Below are 18561 nucleotides of genomic sequence, written 5' to 3'. Positions count from 1 at the left end.
GCGGTCCAGTCTACGGGCGGGGCGGATGCCGCGTGCGGCTCGCCGCCCGTCAGCTCGCGCGGACCGCCGCGGCGACGGCCCGCAGGCCCGTGAGCGTCTCGGCGAACGACGTCGACAGGGGCGACAGCCCGATGCGCAGGCCCTCGGGATCGCGGTAGTCGGGGATGACGTCCTCACTCCACAGCCGGGCCGTCACGGCGCGCATCGACGGGTGCGACAGCGTCACATGCCCGCCGCGCAGCTCGGGGTCGCGCGGCGACGCGAGCGTCACGCCGAGCGGAGCGAGCAGCGCGTCGGACACGTCCACGGCGAACGAGGTCAGTGCGACCGACTTCTCGCGCACGGCGTCGATGCCGGCGCTGTCGATCATGTCGACGGTGTCCTGCATCGCGAGCATCCCCACGATCGGGGGCGTGCCCGAGAGGAACCGACGCATCCCGGCCGCGGGCTCGTACGCCGGCCCCATCGCGAAGACGTCGGCCGTGCCCATCCATCCCTGGATCGGCTGCGCGAGCCGGTCCTGCAGCCCCGCCGCGACGTAGGCGAACGCGGGCGAGCCCGGACCGCCGTTGAGGTACTTGTAGGTGCATCCCACCGCGAGGTCGAAGCCCCACTCGTCGGCGTGCACGGGCACCGACCCGGCCGAGTGGCACAGGTCCCACACGATGAGCGCTCCGGCGTCGTGCGCGATGCGAGTGAGGGATGCGGCATCCGCGAGGTAGCCCGACCGGTAGGCGACGTGCGACAGCAGCACGACGGCGGTCTCGGGTCCGACCGCCGCCTGCAGCGCTTCGGCCGTCACACCCGCCGACAGGTCGACCTCGACCCAGCGCACGCGTCCGCCGCGCTCGCGGGCGATGCCCTCGACGAGATACCGGTCGGTCGGGAAGTTGTCGCGATCGACGACGATCTCCACGCGCGCGGGATCGGCCGCGTGCTGCGCATCGAACGCCGCGCGCACGAGCTTGTAGAGCAGCACGGTCGTCGAGTCGCCGACGACGGTCTGACCGGAGGCGGCGCCGATGACCGCCCGCCCGATGGCGTCGCCGACGGCGAAGGGAAGCTGCATCCACGACTCGTCCCATCCACGGATGAGCCGCCCGCCCCATTCCTCGGTCGCGAACCGCGCGAGGCGATCCACCGACGCACGCGGCGGGCGTCCGAGCGAGTTGCCGTCGAAGTACACGAGCGACGACTCGGCTCCGACGAACAGGTCGCGGAAGCGGCGCAGCGGGTCGGCGGCATCGAAATCGGATGCGGCGCGGTCGAAGTCAATCCTGGTCATGTACGAGCTCCTCGGTGAGAACGACGGTCGCGGTCGCGAGCCACGCGGGCAGCTCGTCGACCGTGTCGGGCGGCGTGCCCGGGATGAAAGTCGTGAAGGCGCCCGTGCCCGGCTCGAGCGGCCACGGGTCGGTGAGGGCGTCGATGAGAGCGGGACCGTCGAGACCCGCGTCGACGAGGGCCGCGAGCTCGCGCGCGTTGACGCCCGTGGGCAGGTCGCCGTTGCCGAGGTCGGTGCCGTAGAGCACCGTGCCTCCCGCCGCGGCGAAGGCGGCGAGGTTCGCGACGGCGGTCGAGCGCGCGTCGCCCTCGTGGATGTCGAGCGTCGAGATCCACCGCTGCCCGGCGGCGACGGCGCTCGCGATGAAGCGCGGGCCGAGATGCTCGGTGGGTGTGTGGGCGAGCGCGTCGACACCGCCGCGCAGCGCGAGGCGCGGCATCCCCTCGCCTTCCGCGTGCGCGACGACGGGCAACGCGCGATCATGCGCGGCCGACACGATCGCGGCCAGGGTTTCGCGGTCGAACACGGGGCCCGCCGTGCTGTTGAGGGCGACCTTGATGACGGATGCACCGAACGCGGCCTGCTCGGCGACGGCGGTCGCCGCCCCACCCGGCACGCCCTCGTGCGGGGAGTCGCTCGTCACTTCGCACACGACGGCGTCGGGGGCCCACGAGCGGCCGGACGGGTATCCGCCCGGCACCGTCAGGAATGCCCCCGCGAAGGCGCGGCGGGGCACGGCGCGTCGCGGCCGGCGCGTGAGCGCGGCGGGGTCTCCGCCGAGGTCGAGGATCCCGGCGATGCCGCCCGCCGTGAGGGCTCGGTCGTCGATGAGGTGCAGGTGCACGTGGTGATCGATGAACGGGGGCAGCGCGACGCCGGTTCCACCCGTGAGGCCTTCCCGGCACGCGGATGCCGCGGGGCCGAGCAGCCGCGCCAGTCGCAGCGGATCGACGGGGTCGTTCACAGCTCCGTCCGCACCGCGAGCAGCTCGGGGAAGAACGTCAGTTCGAGCGCTCGCCGCAGGAACGGCACGCCGCTCGAACCGCCCGTTCCGATCTTGTGGCCGATGATGCGCTCGACGGTCTTGAGGTGACGGAAGCGCCAGAGCTGGAAGTTGTCCTCGAGGTCGACGAGCTCTTCGCTCGTCTCGTACGCCGCCCAGTGCTCGGAGGGGTGCGCGTAGATCTCGGTGAAGACCGGCACGAGCTCGGGAGCGAAGGTCCACGCCTGCGTGACGTCGCGCTCGAGCACGCTCGCCGGGATCGTGTAGCCCCTCCGCGCGAGCAGGCGCAGGAATTCGTCGTACAGGCTCGGTGCGTTCAGCGCCGCCGAGACGAGGGCGTGGGCCGCGGGGTCGGATTCGAAGACGCGCAGCATCCCGGCGTTCTTGTTGCCGAGGGTGAATTCGACCGCGCGGTACTGCGCCGACTGGAACCCGCTCGAATTGCCGAGGACGCCGCGGAACTCGACGTACTCGGCCGGGGTGAGCGTCGCCAGCACCGACCACTGCTCGGTCAGTGTCTTCTGGATGTGCTTGACGCGGGCGATGCATTTGAGCGCGAGTCCGAGGTCGTCCTGGCGCAGGTGCCGGCATGCCGCGCCGAGCTCGTGCAGCACGAGTTTGAGCCAGAGCTCGGTCGTCTGGTGCTGGATGATGAAGAGCAGCTCGTCGTGGTGCTCGGGATCGCTGAGCGGATGCTGCGCGGCCAGCAGCGTGTCCAGTTCCAGGTAACCGCCGTAGCTCATGCGGTCCGAGAAGTCGGTCACGACTGTGCCCTCGATGATTCGGGTGTTTCCTTCGATGCCGTCGTTCACGCCCTTGAGCGTAGACGGTCGACGGTCTTCGTCGTCAGGCCCTGTCGCCGGATTCTCAGGCCAGAATGGATGGCATGACCTCTGACTCGACCATCACGATGTTCGGCGCCGAATGGTGCTCGGACTGCCGCCGCACGAAGAAGCAGCTCGACGACCTCGGTGTGACGTACACCTACGTCGACCTCGAGACCGACCCCAAGGCCGCCGACGTCGCGCGCGACATCTCGGGTCGCACGAACATCCCCGTCGTGGTCTACCCCGACACGTCGCACCACGTCGAGCCGTCCAACGCCGACGTCGAGGCGAAGCTGCGCGAGCTCTCCCTCATCTGACCCCCTGACCGCGAGACTGCAACGGCACGCCGAGACTGCGGGTGTTACCCGCTGTCTCGAGCTCCCGTTGCAGTCTCGCGGTCAAAAGGCGGCGGGTCACGGCGGGCGTCAGCGGCGGCCGAGACCGCGGTAGGTCCAGCCGGCGGCGCGCCAGCGCGCGGGGTCGTAGGCGTTGCGCGCGTCGACGATGTTCGGCGTCGCGACGAGCGGCCGCACCACCTCGGGGTCGAGGTAGCGGTACTCGTCCCACTCCGTCACGAGCACGACGACGTCCGCACCGCGCACGGTGTCCTCGAACGATGCGCGGTAGTCCAGCTGCGGATGGCGTGCCCGGGCGTTCTCGATGGCGGCCGGATCGGTCACCCGCACGTCGGCCCCGAGGCCCTTCAAGCGCACCGCGACGTCGAGCGCGGGTGAGTCCCGCACATCGTCGGAGTGGGGCTTGAACGCGAGACCGAGCACCGCGACGACCTTGCCGACCGGCTGACCGTCGAGCGCCTCGACGACGTGGTCGACGACCTTGCTGCGCCGGCGCAGGTTGATCGCATCGACCTCCTTGAGGAACGCGACCGAATCGGCGCGGCCGAGCTCTTCGGCCCGTGCGGTGAAGGCGCGGATGTCCTTCGGCAGGCAGCCGCCGCCGAAGCCCACACCCGCGCCGAGGAATCGGCGGCCGATCCGGTCGTCATGGCCGATCGCGTCGGCGAGCTGCACGACATCGGCGCCGGTCACCTCGGCGATCTCGGCCATCGCGTTGATGAACGAGATCTTCGTCGCGAGGAAGGCGTTGGCGGCGACCTTGACGAGCTCGGACGTCGCGAAGTCGGTCACGATGAGCGGGGTGTCGAGCGCGATCACGGGCGCATACGCTTCGCGCAACGCGGCCTCGGCCACGGCCGCCTGATCGGGCTCGGGCGGCAGACCGAACACGAGCCGGTCGGGGGTGAGCGAGTCCTTCACGGCCCAGCCTTCGCGCAGGAACTCGGGGTTCCACGCGAGTACGGCGCCCGACCCGGCGATCCGCTCGGCGAGGACGGCGGCGGTGCCCACGGGCACCGTCGACTTGCCGGCGATCACCTCACCCTCGCCGATGTGCGCGAGCACGCCGTCGATCGCGGCGTCGACGTAGGACATGTCGGCGGCCGTGCCGTCTTTACGCTGCGGTGTGCCGACAGCGATGAAATGGATGCCGCTGCCCGCGGCATCCGTCATGTCGGTCGAGAACCGCAGCCGGCCGGACGCGACGTGCGTCTGCAGCAGTTCGGGCAGGCCCGGTTCGAAGAACGGGGCCTCGCCGCGCGTGAGCGCCGCGATCTTGTCGGCGTCGACGTCGATGCCGACGACGTCGTGGCCGAGTTCGGCCATGGCCGCCGCGTGGACGGCTCCGAGATATCCGCATCCGATGACCGAGATCCGCATCGATGTCCCTTCGTTGTTGGCGCTCGTCCATCATGGCGTGCTCGCGTGCAACGATGGGTGGGCTCACCCCCGGAGCGCAAGGGAGATTCCCATCGAACTGTCGATCGTCGTACCGACCTACAACGAGGCGCCCAACGTGGCCGAGCTCGTGCGGCGAATCGCGGCCGCGACGGCGGGAATCGCGTGCGAGATCATCGTCGTCGACGACAGTACGGATGCCACCCCCGACGTCGTGCGGGAGGTCTCGGCGTCGTCGACGATCCCTGTGCGTCTGCTCCACCGTGAGCGGGCGGTGGGGGGTCTCGGCGGGGCGGTGCTCGAGGGATTCGCCGCGGCGATGTCGGACCTGTGCCTCGTGATGGACGCCGATCTGCAGCATCCGCCCGAGAAGATCCCCGAGATGCTCGCGCGCTTTCGCGAGGGCGACGTCGACGTGGTCGTCGCGTCGCGGTATGCCGGCGGCGGCACCGCGAACGGACTCGCCGACCGTACGCGGGTGTTCGTCTCGAAGCTGTCGACCGCGGTGACCAAGTCGATGTTCCCCGTGCGACTCAAAGACGTCACCGATCCCATGACGGGGTTCTTCCTCGTCGATCGCCGTTCTCTCGATCTCGACGGCCTCAAGCCGCGCGGGTTCAAGATCCTGCTCGAGATGCTCGCGCGCAAGACGCTGCGCGTCGCCGAGGTGCCGTTCGATTTCGCCGATCGGCACGCGGGGGAGTCGAAGGCGTCGCTGCGGCAGGGAGTCCACTTCATGACGCAGCTGACGGCACTGCGATTCGGCAAGATGTCGCTGTTCGCCGTGGTGGGCGCGCTCGGAGCGGTCGCGAACATCGCGATCGTGTGGGCGCTGACCGCGGTCGGGATGGACTACATCCTCGCCGCCATCATCGCCGCCGAGGTGACGATCATCGGCAACTTCCTGCTGATCGAACGGTTCGTGTTCCATGACATGCGGGGCGAGGCATCGGGCGGCTGGGTGCGGTTCGCGAAGTCGTTCGCGTTCAACAACGCCGAGGCGCTCGTGCGCATCCCCGTGCTCGCGCTCATGGTCGAGACGTGGCACATCTCGGCGGTGCTGGCCACGGCGATCACGCTCGCGGTCGCGTTCATCGTGCGCTTCGTCTTCCATTCGCTCGTCGTCTACGCCCCGCGCAAACCGGAGCCGTCGCGGGCGCGGGCGATTGTGGAGAGAATCGACGAACACGTCGTCCAACCGGGAGAGCTGTGACCACGATCGCGCTCGCACACGATTACGTCACACAGCGTGGCGGAGCGGAACGTGTCGCGCTCGCGATGGCGCGCGCGTTTCCCGGGGCCCCCCTGCACACGACGCTGTTCCACGCCGAGGGCACTTTTCCCGAGTTCGACCAGCTCGACATCCGCACGTCGCGCGTCGACCGCTGGCCGGCGCTGCGTCGGCACCACCGACTCGCCCTTCCGTTCCTCGCCGGTGCCGTCGACGCGCATCCGATCGACGCCGATGTCGTGCTCGCGAGCTCGAGCGGATGGGCGCACGGATTCCCGACGGCAGGTCGCAAGGTCGTGTACTGCCACGCGCCGGCGCGGTGGCTCTATCAGCTCGACCGGTATGCCGGTGGTGACGAGGCGCCGGGAGTGCGCGCCCGAGCGGTTCGCGCGGCGATCGGGATGCTGGGGCCGCGACTGCGGCGATGGGATCAGCGCGCCGCGGCGACCGCGGACCGCTATCTCGTCAATTCGACGGTCATCCAGCGGGCCGTGCAGGATGTCTACGGAATCGACGCGGAGGTGCTCGCGCCGCCCCCCGCCACGCTGCACCCCGATGACGCGCGCGAAGAGATCGCCGGCGTCAGGCGTCCGTTCCTGCTGTGCGTGGCGCGCCTCCTGCCCTATAAGAACGTCGACCTCGTGATCGAGGCCGTCGCGGCGGCCGGTGGGCTCGACCTCGTCGTGGTCGGCGACGGTCCCGAACGCAAGACGCTCGAGGCGCTCGCGGCGCGCGCGGGCGGCACGCACCTGGTCGGCAAGGTGTCCGACGCGCAGCTGCGCTGGCTGTATGCGCAGTGCGAAGGTCTGGTTGCGGCATCCTACGAAGACTTCGGGCTCTCGCCTCTCGAGGCGGCGACCTTCGGCAAGCCCACGGCCGCACTCCGAGACGGCGGATACCTCGACACGGTCGTCGAAGGGCGCACGGGTGTCTTCTTCGACTCCCCGACGGTCGACGCGGTCGCCGGCGCGATCGGGGCACTGGCCGAACGGTCGTGGAGAGCTCTCGAGATCACGGCGCACGCCGAGTCGTTCTCAGAGGAGCGGTTCGCCACTCGGCTGCGCGATGTCGTCAGCGAGGTGGTCTCCCATCGTTGATGCGCGAGGAACCCGTAGGACAGCAGCTCTCTGGACGGCCGGGTTCCTCAGCGCGTTCGTGCTGCTCTATGTCCTCGCGGTGCTGACCCCGCTGGGCCAGCGTCTCGACGCGTCGACACTCGGATCGTTCCCGGCGCTTCGAGACGAGCCGTGGATGCGGATCTACGGCGCCCGCAATGCCCTCATGCTCGGGCTCGTGGTGCTCGCCGCCCTCGCCGCCGTCGGCGCGCTGCTGGCCCGACGGTTTCTCGCCGTGGCCGCCGCGGCGATCTGTCTCGGCGGAACAGGGGTGCTGGCCGCGCTGTTCGACATCGCCGTTCCGCGCCCCGATTTCGGCGCCTTCGCGTACGCGCACAACACGTATCCGAGCGGTCACGTCGCGGTCTGCGCCGCCGGCGTGATCGCGATCGCCTGGCTGAACCCGCGCTGGGCACCGCGACCGGTCGTCGCCGTGCTCGCGGGGGTGGTGTGGATCGAGGCGGCGATGTCACTGCTGTCCTTCGCGCATCGGGGCAGCGACGTGCTGGGCGGCATCCTGCTGGCCGGCGCTGTCGCGTTCGCGGTGCAGGCCGCGGTCGGCGTCGTCGTGTCGCCTGCACGACGGCTTCGGGCCTGGACAGCGGTGGGGTCGGCGGTCTGCCTCACCGGGGCGGTGTGCGTGCTCATCGCGATGGCCGACGTTCCGCGGGCGCCCGACGTCGCCGGCGGCGGGATGCTGCTCGCCTGCGCCGGCGTGCTCGTCGTGCTCGTCGCGCGTCAGGGTGCGGTCGCGAGCGTCGAAGTGGGGTCTGAGAGCCGGCGGTAGGCTTGCTGTGACGCTGGGCGTGTCCTGCGAGTCTGGCCGATGCACACGTACATCGGGTTCTTCCACCTGGATACTCGAAGACGCGAAGCCGTCAGCGGCTGCACGAGCAGCATGAGTTCGACCGGGGGGCAGAACGCGTGACACTACGGCAAGTGCTCGACGTGCTGTGGAAGCGCATCTGGGTGATCCTCGCGATCACGGCTGTCGCGGGCATCGTCGCCGTGGGCTATCTGCAGGTGCGTGATGTCACGTATGAAACGAGCGGCACCGTTCGGCTGAACGCCGTCGTCACCGAGACGGCCGTGTCGGGGGAGATCGGCGGCATGACGGTCGATCTCGACCCCGAGACCATCACCGCGCCCGTCATCCTCGACGCCGCGGCGGCGATCACCGGCGACGCGCGCGGTGCTCTCGCGGGGCAGATCGAAGCCCGCCTCGATGACAGTTCGCGCACCGGCCGGTTGACCGTGACGGCGTCCGGTCCGAGCCCGGAGTCCGCTCAAGCGCGGGCGAACGCCGTGATCGAGGCGTACGTCGCATACGTCGACGAGCAGATGACCGAGGTGCAGACGACACTGCGTGAGCAGCACACCGAAGCCATCCAGCAGGCCACCGAACTGCAACGGGAGGTCTTCCGCAACCCCGAGAACGCGATCGCCCAATCGAACCTGGCGTCTGCGCTCAACCGGATGAGCATGCTGCAGACCCAGCTCGACGCGATCGCCGCATCGGGCCCGACCATGACGGTCTTGCGCGAACCGGCACCGGGAGAATCGACTGTCCCCGGCCAGCTCATCGTGTTCGGACTCGCCCTCTTGACCGGCGCCATCGTCGGGATCGGAGTCGTTCTGATCCGCGACCAGTTCGACAACCGTCTGCGGGGCTCCGACGAGGTCGAAGGCATCGCCGGCACCGTGTCGCTCGGTGAACTGCGCTGGGACCGGTCGGTCAAGCGACTTGATCCGCCCCTCCCTGTCGCGAGCTCGCAGCGAACCGATCTGAGCGAAGGCCTGCGGACGGTGCGGTCGACGGTGCAGGTTCTCATCCCGCCTCGCCACGCGGTCGTCGTGGTGACGAGCGTCGAGCCGGGCGACGGAAAATCCTTCATCTCATCCAACCTCGCCCTCGCCTGGGCGCGCGCGGGAAAGAGCGTCATCCTCGTCGGCGGCGATCTGCGCCGCCCGGATCTCGCACGCTACTTCGGCGACGCGGCCGACGGTGAGGGCGTGGCCGAGCTGCTGCAGAACCAGGAAGACGGCACTCCCGTGTCGTCGGAGGAGATCGAGGCCCGACTCAACGTCACGACCTATCGACGCCTCCGCATCCTTCCCGCCGGTGCGGAACCGAGGGACCCCGCCGACCTTTTGGCCGGCGCGGCGTACGAGTCGCTCGTCGACGAGCTCAGGCTGCTGGCCGATATCGTCATCATCGACTCGCCGCCGGCCATCGGACTCGCCGACGCCTCGTTGCTCTCGATGTACACCGACGGCGCGATCGTCGTCGCGTCGGTCATGCGCACCGATCGCACGCTGCTTGCCGACACCGTCGCCGGGCTGCGCGCGAACGGCGTCGAGATCCTCGGCGTCGTCGCGAACCGAGGACGGCGGAAGCTGCCGAAGACGTATGCCGCCTATTACATGCGCAGCGACAAGAGCGGCCGTCGCCGCACGGCTCAGGTCACGCCCGACTCGCAACCCCTCGATGCCGATGTCGAAGATGATGATCTCGATGTGTTCGACGGTCGCTCCGACCTGGCCGACCGTCCGCGCTACCGACGCGGGGTGACGACGAACCCCGTGCCGACGACCCGACCCAAGACCTCGGTGCTTCATCCGCAGCCGCCGGATGAGCAGGAAAGCGGTGCGCCTGCATGACTTTTGCGCCCCCCGGTGATGGACCGTTCGCCGCGCCGGTGCGATCTCCCGAAGCCATCGCCGGGCAGAGCGAGATCCTCTTCGTCTGCCACGGCAACCAGTGCCGTTCTCCCTACGCCGCGGCCATCGCCGAGCGGCTCGGGGGTGGGCGCAGCCTGCGTTTCCACTCTGCGGGCCTGATCGAGGGCGGCCGCTCGATGCCCACGGTCGGTCGCGCTCTCGCAGCCCGGATCGGGTACGACTTCACCCAGCACCGCAGCCGCGAACTCGATGCGCACGACATGGCGGGATTCGATCTCGTGCTCACCGCCGCGCGCGAACAGGCGCGCGAGGTGATCGCCGAGAATCCCGACGCCTGGCCGCGCGTGTTCACGATCAAGCAGTTCGCGCGGTGGATTCAGGAGAACCCCCGGCCTCCGCGAGCAGCGCTGGGGTCATGGCTCGATGCCGCCGCCGCCGACCGGCCGCGCACCGAGCTGGTGGGGGCCGACCCGGCCGACGATGTCGCCGATCCGCTCCTGCTGCCGGAGCGGGCATGGACGACGATGGTGGACGAGTTGACCCGGGATCTCACGACGATCATCGAGGGGCTCGCGCCCACTTCGAGGTGACGCAGCTCAGATGCTCTCGAGAATCGCCCTCAGTTGATTCCACGACCGACGCCAGGAGCGCGCGCGTGCGCGTCGGAGCGCTGACTCTCCGAGGGCTGCACGGGCGAGCGGGTCGTCCCTCAACGTCGTGATCTCGGTCGCCAACCGTTCGGCATCGTCAGCATCGATCAGCACGCCGGCGTCGCCGACGACTTCGGGGATGCCGCCGACCGCGCTCGCGATCACGGGAAGCCCCGTGGCCATCGCTTCACCGATCGTGAGGCCGCTGGGCTCGCGCCACCGCGAGGGTACGACGAAGATGTCCGCGGTGCGCAGCAGATCGGGAAGGCGACCCCGATCGACGAAGGGCTCGAAGGCGACCCTGCCGGACACCTTCCCGGCCAGGTCGCGTAGCGAGCGTTCGTACGGGGTGAGGGGAGCCGCGGCGTCGAACCCGGTGCTTCCCACGATGACGACCTCGATGTCGTCGTGGGGCAGAAGCGCGGCAGCCCGGAGCAGGACATCAGGCCCCTTGTCGGCGATCACGCGTCCGACGTACATGAGTCGCAGCGGGTGAGCGTCGCTCCGCGGCTCGTCGCGCGGTGCGAAGGCCTCGGTGTCGATGCCGTTGTCGACGATGTGCACCCGGCGGGCGAGGGAGCGCGGCAGCCGTGATGCGGTGTGGCGCGCGAGATCTTCACTCACGCAGACGATGGCGGCGACACCGCCGAGCGTGCGCTCGGCCTCGCGCCGACCGACGGTGCGGAACAGGTCGTTGTGCGCATACAGCACGGTCGTGTGCGGCTGATCGCCGAGAAGGCGCGGCAACGCCGGTGCGTTGTGGGCGATGACGATCGAAGGCGACTGATCCCGCAGTGCATCCGATACGGGCTGCCAGGCGCGAACCGCCGATCGGCGGGCGACGCCGAGACGCGCGAGAGCGGCATCCGCTATCCGCTCCGCGCGTCGGGTGGGCATCGCGCCGGTGTATTCGAGCACTTCGGCCGACTCGTAGCGGGGGCGGAAGGTGGTCGAATCGACGAGCACGGCGTGACGCGCATCGTCGCCTTCTGACGCGAGGGCCGCACGCGCCAGACCGTGGACGACCGTCGGAATCGCCGATCCGGTGCGCGGCGAGAAGTGATCGCCCGGTGTGATGGCGTGAATGATGCGCCGGGTCATATCCGCACGACCGGAGTCCTGCGAAGAACGGTCTGAACCGGATGCGGGATGCGTTCGATGCCCAGGGCTTTGTCTCGCGCTTGGACTCCGTAGCAGATGCCCGCGATGATCCACAGGATCGAGGAGTGGCCGGCGACCCAGTAGAGGTCGAACTGCACCTGCGCGAAACGCCCGACCACGACGGCGAGGGCGAGCGTGCCGTACACCGGGTTCATCTTCGCGAGCAGCCAGAAAGCCCCGCCGAACATCGCGAGGAAGCCGATGAGGCCGAGGACGCCCACTGTCGTGAGGACCTCGAGCTCCGCGTTGGGGGGCTGGAAACCCGAGTAACCGGTGTGCCCGGTCACCCACCAGCGATGGCCGACGCCGAAGAGCGGCGACATCTGCCAGACCTTGATCGAATCGCCGTACCAATCGAGCCGCTGGTTGGACGAGTTGAACTGATCGTCCGAGCCGAGCTGCTCTTGCACCGCCGTCACGACGAAGTACGCGACGGGAACGAGCACGACCCACATCCACCGTGATCGCTTGCCGTTGTGGAAGCGTGGCCGCAGGCCCACGATGAGAACCCCGACGAGCGCGCCGATGAGAGCCTGGCGAGACTGGGCGGCGAGCGCCCCGACGCCGCAGACGGCGAACGTCGCATACCCGAACCACGGTCGCCACTCGAGCCACGGCGGGTTGGCGAATGCGATGATCGCCCCGATCATGAGGATCGCTCCGATGGCGTTCTTGTGCAGCATCCCCAAATACACGGGACCGAAGCCGTTCGAGACGGCCGTCACCATCGCGGCGATCCCGATGAACCAGCACAGCGCGATGTACATGCCCAGCGCGAGTTTGGCGTGACCTTCGCGCCCCACCACGAATCCGACGATCATGCTGCCGAGCACGAGAGCGATCTCGTGCGCCCACTCGATGTAGTTCGCGACGTAGCGGTTGAGCAACAGCTGTGGCGCCGTCAGCGCGATGTAACAGGCGCCTGCCCACAGGAGCGGCTGCAGGGTCTGCGCACCCTTGCCACGCAGCATGAGGAGGGCGACGATCGCGGCGAAGCCGAGCACGAAGTCCGCCAGGCTCATCGGACCGACCCGCACCACCGCCATCGTCGCCGGAACGGCCAGCACCGGAATGAGCGAGAGGTCGATGGCCGCGATGCCGACCACGAGCACGGCGAGGGCGGCGGGGATGGCGAGGTCGGGTTCGGTCACCGCGATGAAGCCGGCGGCGAGCCCGACCAGGACGACGGCGAAGCATCCGAGTATGAGCGAGCGCAATCTGCGCATCGACCCGGGGCTGCGGCCCGCGCGCGTTCGCGCCACACCGAAACGTGTGGGATGCCGCGGGCTGGTCACGCGTCAATCGTACGGACCGAGTCCCGAGTGCGCGCCGGTAGTGTGTCGACGTGGCACCGACGATGCAACGGACGGATCACGCGACAGAGGCCCATCCTCCCCGCCGAGTCCTCGTCCTCACGCACACCGGCGAGCTCGGCGGTGCCGAAGCGGCCCTCATCAGGCTGGCTTCAGCCATCGACCGGCGAGCTTTCTCGGTAGAAGCGGTACTTCTCAGCGCCGGCCCCCTTGCTGCGCGACTTGAGGACATCGAGGTTCCGGTAGTCGTGCTGCCATCCGGCGAGGTAACTCGCGTGACGCGGGAGCAGACGGTCGGGTCATTGAGCCGGCTGTGGAGGAATTTTCGGCAGACGGTCGCCGCATCGGTGCGCATCCGACGGTTGTTGCGGGAGCGGTCCCCGGACCTCGTCGTGGCGAACTCGCTCAAGGCGGCAGTTCTGCTGTCGCTCGCGACGCCGGGTTCTGGAACACGGTGGGTCTGGCATCTGCACGACCGGATTTCGGACGATTACCTCCCGGCGGCTGTCGTCATCGCGCTCCGATGGGTCGCACGATTCGGGCCTCATCGCGTCGTGGCGAACTCGCACGCGACGGCACGAACCCTCGGGCAACGGGTAGGCCGGTCGAAACATGTGGTGGTCGCATACCCCGGACTGGAACCGCACGCGTTCGACGAACCACGAAGGCGCGGCGGAGGCCGCACCATCGGCTTGATCGGACGCGTCAGCGCGACCAAAGGTCAGCGTGAGTTCCTCTCGGCCGCTGAGCTGATCCATTCGAGCGCACCTCACCTGCGATTCAGAATCATCGGCGCTGCACTTTTCGATGACGCCGTCGAGGAGTCGCGGTTGCGCGCGCTCTCGACGGCATCGCGAGCCGCGGGTCGGATCGAATGGCGCGGTTGGGTGGCTGATCCGAGCCGCGAGCTGCGCAGATTGCGGATTCTCGTGCACGCATCGCCCGTCCCCGAGCCGTTCGGTCAGGTGATCGTGGAGGCCATGGCGGCGGGTGTGCCGGTCGTGGCGACCAACGCGGGAGGCGTGCCTGAAATCCTCGACCCGGGCGGCGTAGCAGTCCTGGTGGCGCCGGGGGTTCATGCGGCGCCCGCAGGCGTGCTCGTTCGGCCGGGGGATCCTGAAGCCCTGGCCCGCGGCATACTCTGGCTGCTGGAGCATCCCGCGCGCGCAGCTGATGTCGCCACGTTCGCACGAGGCGAAGCTCGCAAGAGGTTCACGATCGACCGCACCAAGGATGTCGTCGAGCGCGCGTGGTTCGACAGTGCGCGGCCTCGGCCCCTCCGGCGAGCGTGAATGCCCGCGCGTCGACTGCTTGATGACGTGCGCGCGCATATGCGGTACTATTCTCCCGCCTGCAGCTGGGGTTCGCAGGTCAAAGCGTTTCGTGATCGAGCTGGGGGAAATCGATGAGTCGTGCGCGCACACTGAGCGAAGAGCCGGGGGCGGAGCCCGCGGCGAAGTCACCTCGTCCCAGGCGGTCGACATGGGTGGCCGCCTCCATCGCCGGCCTGCTCGCGTCCGCCGTCGTCGTCGCCGGCATGTTCGCGCCACCTCAGCAGACGACACCGCCCGCAGCGGCCGACGTCACCGAGGAATTCCGCGATCCCGACGTGGTCATCGGCGCAGAGCCCAGCAACGCGCGCGCTATCGGCGGCGTGGTTGGTCAGGATATCGGCGCTACGTTCCCTGAATCGCAGACCGGTCCCGGCGAGGCGGTCACGGTCGCGGGCTCCCTCTGGTGGTCATGGATCGCACCGGAGACGGGTGCTTTCCGGTTCTCCACGGTCGGCAGTGAGATGAACACCGACATCGTGATCCGAGAGGCAGATTCCGCCGGAACCGTGGTCGGCAGCGGAACCGAGGCAGGGGATCTCGATACCGGCGAAGTCACGGTCGATGTCGTAGAAGACACGAAGTACTTCGTCCAGGTGAGTACGGGAGGATCGGATCCCGATCCAGGGCTGATTGTCCTCTCGTGGCAGCGTGCCGCTGCCGCCGTCGAACAGCCCGAGCCGGTGCCGCCCGCGGCAGTGTTCAGTGCTCCAGAGATCCCCCTCCTCGGCACGACGGGTGAAAAGCCCCAGTCGAAACTGTGGCATGCGAACGGAATCTGGTGGGCGGTCATCGGCACCGCCGCCACGACCCCCGTCGGTACGTGGATCTGGCGCTACGACGGCGATTCGTGGTCCGCCGTCACCCGCGTGTCCGACCGCACCGACGTGCGCGCGGACGTGCTTGCCGACGGTGAAGTCGTGCATCTGCTGTTGCACGGCCCCGTCACATCGCTCGTCTCGGTGCGTTACGACAGTGCGACGGCCGCGTACGTGCCGTGGGAAGCTCGGCCGGTCGGCACCGCCGTTTCACTCCCGGGCAGTGAAACGGCCACGATCGATGTGGACGGCACCGGTCGGATGTGGCTCGCCACCGAAACTGCGACACAGATCCAGATGCGGTGGGCCGACGCCCCCTATTCCACGTTCTCCGCTCCGATCACTGTGGCTTCGGGAATCAGCGGCGACGACATCGCCGTCGTGACTGCTCTCCCTGGCCGTATCGGCGTGCTCTGGTCGAATCAGACGACGAAGAGGTTCGGCTTCCGGACGCACGTCGACGGCACGTCCCCGACGACGTGGACTGCCGATGAGGTACCGGGCGCGTCGGCCGCGCTCAATATCGACGGTGGGATGGCCGATGATCATCTGAATGTCGCAGTCGCAGCGGATGGCACTCTCTACGCCGCCGTCAAGACGTCATACAACTCCTCGAACCGGCCCGTGATCGGGCTCCTCGTGCGAGCAGCGAGCGGCGGATGGACGTTCCACGAAGTCGACAAACGAGGTACCCGCCCCATCGTCCTCGCAGACGAAGCCACAGGCAGCCTGCGCATCACCTACACCGCAAACGACGGAATGGGGGCGATCCTCGAAAAAACAACGACGCGCTCTGCACTCGACTTCTCTCGCCCCGCCGACGTCATCGTGCCAGGCTCGTACAACAACGTCACGAGCACGAAAGCCAACGTCCCCGGGGCTGCACTCGTGATGGTGAGCAACGCGACTTCGACGAAGACGAAGTCCCTCCAATGGGTGCATCCGGGCGCCCCGGTGGCCGACGATGTCACCGTCTCCACCACGCAGGGCACTGGGGTGACAGCCTCATTCGCCATCGACTCGGACCTCCCGATCGACGAGGTGGCGATCATCCGCTCGGCGACATCCGGTGGGGTGTCCGTTGACGGGAAGACATTCACCTACGAGCCGGAGGGCTCGTTCGTCGGTCGGGACTCGTTCACGTATCGCGCCCGTGCGGGAGAACTGTGGTCGGCGGAAGCGACCGTCACGATCGCCGTTTCCGACGAGACGGCGCTGCTGGGGTCGTGGGACTTCGACGAAGCGACCGGAACGACCACCGAAGACGCGTCTGTCTGGGCCAACCATGCGGCAGTTCAGGGTGGGGCGTCCTGGGTGGACGGCGTGTCAGGGAGCGCCCTTCGCGTAGACGGCAACTCCGGGCAGGCGACAGTTCCGCACTCCGCCGCATTCGGTGAGGACTTCGAGGGCTTGACTGTTTCAGCCTGGATCCGCCCAGAGAAGCTCACGAAGCAGTACATCGTGACCAAAGCCGACCCGAACTTCGTGGACGGCTTCGAATTGAGCATCGCATCGAACGGCGTGCCGTACTTCAGGGTGAACCACGCCACTGCCGACAACGACTACCGGCTTCTCGGTCCCGCTGCGCCGATCGCCGACGCGGCGACGTGGACACACCTCGCCGGAACATATGACGGCACGACGATGCGTCTCTATGTGAATGGTGTCGACGTCGCATCGATGCCGGCACCGACGTCGGTGGGCGCGAACAGTCTGCCTCTCATCATCGGTGGCCAGCCCGACGGCACGAACAGGTTCCAAGGCGGCGTCGACGGCGTGCGCGTTTATGCGCGCGGGCTTTCCGCAGCCGACGTTCGTGGGCTCTTCGAAGGTGAGCACGGGGAGAGCCCCGAGCCCGAACCGTCGCCGGCTGATCCGACACCGACGCCCGCGCCGAGCGTCACGGCGAACCCCGAACCGGGGAGCGTGGGGGACTGGAAGTTCGAGGAGACGGCGGGAGCGATCGTCATCGACGCATCCGCGGCGGCGAACAACGGCACGATTTCGGGCGGCGTGCAGCGCGTCGCTGGGGTCACAGGCCGCGCACTCGCCTTCGACGGAGCGAATGGACGCGTCACTGTCGCCCACCACGCTTCACTCGATCTGACGACGAGCATGACGCTGTCCGCCTGGGTTCGACCTGATCGCGTCGGCACACAGAACATCATCAAGAAATCCACCAACGGTGGCACGAACGGCTATGAGCTCTCGATCGCCTCGTCTGGGAAGCCCTTCTTCCGGGTCAATCAGGCGTCTGCGGGCGACCAGTACCGGGTCAACGCCGCCACGGCTCTCGTATCGAACGGCACGAAGTGGACCCACCTTGTCGGCACATTCGACGGCGACCGGATGCGTATGTTCGTGGATGGCGTGGAAGTCGGCAGCACTGCCGGGCCGGCTGCAGTGGGAACGAACAGCCTTGCGCTGACGATCGGCGATCAGCCCGGTGGCGGGTATGCTTTCGACGGCTCGGTCGATGAGGCGCGTGTGCTCGACCGTGCCGTGACCGCCGCGGAGGCGTTGGCTCTCTACAACGGCGAGGGGCTCGGCGCGCCGACGCCGACACCGGCCGTGACGCCGACGCCGACGCCGACTCCCACGCCGACGCCGACGCCGACGCCGACGCCGACCGTGACGCCGACGCCGACGCCGACTCCCACGCCGACACCGACCGCGACGCCGACGCCGACGCCGACGCCGACTCCCACGCCGACTCCCACGCCGACGCCGACGCCGACGCCGACCGCTCCGACCCCGAGCGCAGCGTGGTCTTTCGAGGAGGCCTCCGGGGCAACGGTGCTGGGTGATGGCGGGTCCGGTATCAATGGTCGGTTCGAAGGCGGCGTGAGCCGGGTGCAAGGCATTTCGGGGAGAGCCGTTCGGTTCGACGGTGTGGACGGCAGCCGGGTAGCGGTCGCTGATCATGCGGCACTCGATGTGACCGGGCCGTTCAGCGTCTCCGCGTGGGTCAAGCCGGAACAGGCCGCGACGCAAGGGGTCGTCAAGAAGTCCATCAACGGCTCCGTCGCGGGGTACGAGATCTCCCTCGCGAACAACGGCAGACCGTTCTTCCGAGTCAACCAGAGCGTCTCAGGCGACACCTTCCGAGTGAACGGGACGTCGACCTACCCGACGAATGGCAGCACCTGGACTCACCTCGTGGGGGTCTACGATGGGGCGACCCTGCGACTCTACGTCGATGGCACCTTGCAGGGGCAGGTCGCAGGGCCCGCTTCGGTGATCGCGAACGATCTGGCGTTGACGATCGGCGGTCAGCCCGGGGGTGGCCACCCGTTGAAGGGCGCAGTGGACGACGTGCGGCTCTACGACCGGGCGCTCAGCGCCACCGAGGTCGTGATGGTCAGGTCTGCAGCAGGGTAGCCTCACTCTT

The 18561-nt window shown here is 68.7% G+C and carries 14 protein-coding genes; 8 read left to right on the top strand and 6 right to left on the bottom strand.

Going from position 1 to position 18561, the window contains the following annotated elements; all coding sequences use genetic code 11:
- Positions 1 to 49: 49 nt before the first annotated feature.
- The 3 genes from ACWIBS_RS07505 to kynA are packed head-to-tail and all read right to left on the bottom strand — an operon-like array spanning position 50 to position 3031.
- A complete protein-coding gene (locus tag ACWIBS_RS07505) occupies positions 50 to 1285 on the bottom strand; it encodes a kynureninase (protein ID WP_376128278.1) in 1236 nt (411 codons plus the stop codon).
- Positions 1272 to 2249: a hypothetical protein gene (locus ACWIBS_RS07500; RefSeq protein ID WP_376128276.1), complete on the bottom strand. Its 978-nt coding sequence runs from the start codon at positions 2247 to 2249 to the stop codon at positions 1272 to 1274. Before ACWIBS_RS07500 ends, ACWIBS_RS07505 begins: the two co-directional genes overlap by 14 nt.
- On the bottom strand, positions 2246 to 3031 hold the full coding sequence (gene kynA, locus ACWIBS_RS07495) for a tryptophan 2,3-dioxygenase (protein WP_376128312.1): 786 nt from the start codon (positions 3029 to 3031) through the stop codon (positions 2246 to 2248). Before kynA ends, ACWIBS_RS07500 begins: the two co-directional genes overlap by 4 nt.
- Before the next feature lie 143 nt (positions 3032 to 3174).
- On the opposite strand from kynA, the gene ACWIBS_RS07490 reads away from it, so the two are divergent.
- Positions 3175 to 3432, top strand: a complete 258-nt coding sequence (locus ACWIBS_RS07490) for a glutaredoxin family protein (RefSeq protein ID WP_376128274.1) — start codon at positions 3175 to 3177, stop codon at positions 3430 to 3432.
- 108 nt (positions 3433 to 3540) lie between these two features.
- Here ACWIBS_RS07490 and ACWIBS_RS07485 read toward each other — a convergent pair whose 3' ends face one another.
- On the bottom strand, positions 3541 to 4851 hold the full coding sequence (locus tag ACWIBS_RS07485) for a UDP-glucose dehydrogenase family protein (RefSeq protein WP_376128272.1): 1311 nt from the start codon (positions 4849 to 4851) through the stop codon (positions 3541 to 3543).
- A gap of 91 nt (positions 4852 to 4942) precedes the next feature.
- Here ACWIBS_RS07485 and ACWIBS_RS07480 point away from each other — a divergent pair, with 91 nt between their 5' ends.
- The 5 genes from ACWIBS_RS07480 to ACWIBS_RS07460 all read left to right on the top strand — a co-directional run bounded on the left by ACWIBS_RS07480 (position 4943) and on the right by ACWIBS_RS07460 (position 10487).
- Positions 4943 to 6082, top strand: a complete 1140-nt coding sequence (locus tag ACWIBS_RS07480) for a glycosyltransferase (RefSeq protein ID WP_376128310.1) — start codon at positions 4943 to 4945, stop codon at positions 6080 to 6082.
- Positions 6079 to 7197, top strand: a complete 1119-nt coding sequence (locus ACWIBS_RS07475; RefSeq protein WP_376128270.1) for a glycosyltransferase — start codon at positions 6079 to 6081, stop codon at positions 7195 to 7197. The genes ACWIBS_RS07480 and ACWIBS_RS07475 overlap by 4 nt, the downstream gene beginning before the upstream one ends.
- 58 nt (positions 7198 to 7255) lie before the next feature.
- Positions 7256 to 8002, top strand: a complete 747-nt coding sequence (locus ACWIBS_RS07470; protein ID WP_376128269.1) for a phosphatase PAP2 family protein — start codon at positions 7256 to 7258, stop codon at positions 8000 to 8002.
- A 137-nt stretch (positions 8003 to 8139) separates the two neighbouring features.
- The gene (locus ACWIBS_RS07465) at positions 8140 to 9876 is read left to right on the top strand and encodes a polysaccharide biosynthesis tyrosine autokinase (RefSeq protein ID WP_376128267.1); all 1737 of its coding nucleotides are present in this window, start codon (positions 8140 to 8142) and stop codon (positions 9874 to 9876) included.
- Positions 9873 to 10487, top strand: a complete 615-nt coding sequence (locus ACWIBS_RS07460) for an arsenate-mycothiol transferase ArsC (protein ID WP_376128265.1) — start codon at positions 9873 to 9875, stop codon at positions 10485 to 10487. Before ACWIBS_RS07465 ends, ACWIBS_RS07460 begins: the two co-directional genes overlap by 4 nt.
- Before the next feature lie 6 nt (positions 10488 to 10493).
- On the opposite strand, the gene ACWIBS_RS07455 is transcribed toward ACWIBS_RS07460, so the two are convergent.
- A complete protein-coding gene (locus tag ACWIBS_RS07455; protein ID WP_376128263.1) occupies positions 10494 to 11648 on the bottom strand; it encodes a glycosyltransferase family 4 protein in 1155 nt (384 codons plus the stop codon).
- Positions 11645 to 13003, bottom strand: coding sequence for an O-antigen ligase family protein (locus tag ACWIBS_RS07450; protein ID WP_454136725.1), 1359 nt, complete (start codon positions 13001 to 13003; stop codon positions 11645 to 11647). Before ACWIBS_RS07450 ends, ACWIBS_RS07455 begins: the two co-directional genes overlap by 4 nt.
- Before the next feature lie 50 nt (positions 13004 to 13053).
- Here ACWIBS_RS07450 and ACWIBS_RS07445 point away from each other — a divergent pair, with 50 nt between their 5' ends.
- Together ACWIBS_RS07445 and ACWIBS_RS07440 are read left to right on the top strand one after the other, a co-directional pair.
- Positions 13054 to 14313, top strand: coding sequence for a glycosyltransferase (locus ACWIBS_RS07445; protein WP_376128259.1), 1260 nt, complete (start codon positions 13054 to 13056; stop codon positions 14311 to 14313).
- 194 nt (positions 14314 to 14507) lie between these two features.
- Positions 14508 to 18551: a LamG-like jellyroll fold domain-containing protein gene (locus ACWIBS_RS07440; protein WP_376128258.1), complete on the top strand. Its 4044-nt coding sequence runs from the start codon at positions 14508 to 14510 to the stop codon at positions 18549 to 18551.
- Positions 18552 to 18561: the final 10 nt, after the last annotated feature.

The sequence above is a fragment of the Microbacterium sp. NPDC055442 genome (assembly GCF_053644215.1).
The sequence above is the reverse complement of the archived record's forward strand: the minus strand, read 5'-3'. Positions and strand labels throughout refer to the sequence as shown.

What these genes read in the sequence shown, in the direction of transcription:
- ACWIBS_RS07490 (WP_376128274.1), top strand. Translation starts at nt 3,175, where the DNA reads ATGACCTCTGACTCGACCATCACGATGTTCGGCGCCGAATGGTGCTCG.
- ACWIBS_RS07485 (WP_376128272.1), bottom strand. Translation starts at nt 4,851, where the DNA reads ATGCGGATCTCGGTCATCGGATGCGGATATCTCGGAGCCGTCCACGCG.
- ACWIBS_RS07455 (WP_376128263.1), bottom strand. Translation starts at nt 11,648, where the DNA reads ATGACCCGGCGCATCATTCACGCCATCACACCGGGCGATCACTTCTCG.
- ACWIBS_RS07460 (WP_376128265.1), top strand. Translation starts at nt 9,873, where the DNA reads ATGACTTTTGCGCCCCCCGGTGATGGACCGTTCGCCGCGCCGGTGCGA.
- ACWIBS_RS07505 (WP_376128278.1), bottom strand. Translation starts at nt 1,285, where the DNA reads ATGACCAGGATTGACTTCGACCGCGCCGCATCCGATTTCGATGCCGCC.
- kynA (WP_376128312.1), bottom strand. Translation starts at nt 3,031, where the DNA reads ATGAGCTACGGCGGTTACCTGGAACTGGACACGCTGCTGGCCGCGCAG.